Genomic DNA, 1,571 nt, shown 5'->3' with positions numbered 1-1,571 from the left:
CCACGTGGGCGCATCCGGCACGACGAGTTCACACAGCTCCGCGAGCCGTTCGCGAGCACGTTGATCGATAGAGTGGCTGAGCACGCCGCGTTGTTCGTCGAGTTGTTCTGCCGTCTCGTCGTCCGCAAGCTCCCGACGTCGCGTGTCGACCGCGTACTGCAGCCGGGCGCTCGCTTCTGCCAGGTGGACGAGCTGGTCATCCGCGGTGAATCGGTCGTGAATGACGTTGCTGAGCAGAACCGAGTCAAAGCCCGCGACGGCCGCGGAGACTTCGCGAGAGAGACGCTTCTCCGCGTCACGGGACAGGTTCTTCATCAGGCGATCACTCCCGGGTGGCTGGTCTCACGGTGACTGTGTCCAGCACGGCTGATCCCGCGGCCGCGGTCGGTCGCTACGCCTTGCCAGCTTCCCCGACCGGCTGCTCGCTGTCCGCCGGTCCGAACCGTCGTGCAACTCTCAGTACTCATGGTTCTCTGGAGGGCTGTCTGCGCCTCCGCCCCTCAGCGGGCGCGCAAAAACACCACGAGCGGTGCCGAGACTAGACCCGTTCGTGACCGCTCCGCTTCGACGAGCTGTAACAAATCTCGAAGCTTATTTATAAACAAGTTTCGTACTATGTTACACCGTGCTCCGGCGCATCGAACTCGAGGCCCTCGCCACGGTCGACCGCGGCGACACGATCTCCGAACTCGCGACGAAGCTCGACCACAGCGAGAGCTACCTCTCCCGTGCCGTCGCCGACCTCGTCGAGAAGGGGCTCGTCTACACGGAACGCGACGGCCGTCGAAAACGCGTCGTCCCGTCGGATGCTCGCGCCGTCGAGCTCTATCGTGACCTCGTCCGCCAGAACTCCTACATCGACTTCCCCGAGCTGCTGACCGGCAAGGCACTCGAAGTACTGTACTACCTCAATCAGCCGCGAACCGTCTCCGAAATCGCCCCCCAGAGCGACAACTACCGCAACACGGTCAACCGGGTCCTCAAGCGGTTTCGCGACCGTGGGCTCGTCGGGACGGCCGACGGCCGCTACGAGTTCAACGCCGACGTGGCGGGTCTAATCTCTGCTGTCCGTAGTTGAACTCATTCTCTAGTGGTTGTAGCGACTGGGTTGTGTTAGTGTATGTAGAGAGAAAGAAGATACTGTCCGACCTGATGAATCTCAGATTTAGACTCTACTCCTGATTAACTACCACGTTAAAATACTGTTAACAAAATTGGGGGATTGGTGTCTAGAACTCTCAAGTCGTCCATGATTGGCTGCAGAAATCAAATCTATAGTCCGATAGCGACGGTAATCTGGTTCTGATTACGATCGACAAAACAGTGATCCGCATCGCCGGCGAACAGTGCTGCCTGGACGCTTCCACACATCCAAAACCGAACAAATTCCTGTATATATAGATAGTTCCTACAACGATAACGAGATTAATTGAATAGGTCTTGGGAAAAGCTGGGGATAATTATAATACCAGAAACGCCGTGTTTCTGACGAGTTGTGCTTCGAATCTCAAACCTGGCCTGTAGTGAACTAGGACCGGACCTGACTTCGGGCGCTCTAACTGGAGTGCTGT

At 57.5% G+C, this 1,571-nt stretch carries 1 protein-coding gene and 1 pseudogene; both read left to right on the top strand.

Features of this window, described 5'->3' with window-relative positions; genetic code table 11:
- Nucleotides 1–351 (top strand): hypothetical protein (locus AN233_RS17220; RefSeq protein WP_176696650.1); only part of this gene is annotated, 351 nt, incomplete at its 5' end.
- Between the two features lie 274 nt (nt 352–625).
- Nucleotides 626–1,045 (top strand): annotated as a pseudogene (locus AN233_RS06125) (helix-turn-helix transcriptional regulator); the annotation flags it as partial.
- Nucleotides 1,046–1,571 lie beyond the last annotated feature (526 nt).

Source organism: Haloparvum sedimenti, from assembly GCF_001462205.1.
Classification (GTDB): Archaea; Halobacteriota; Halobacteria; order Halobacteriales; family Haloferacaceae; genus Haloparvum; species Haloparvum sedimenti.
The sequence above is the reverse complement of the archived record's forward strand: the minus strand, read 5'-3'. Positions and strand labels throughout refer to the sequence as shown.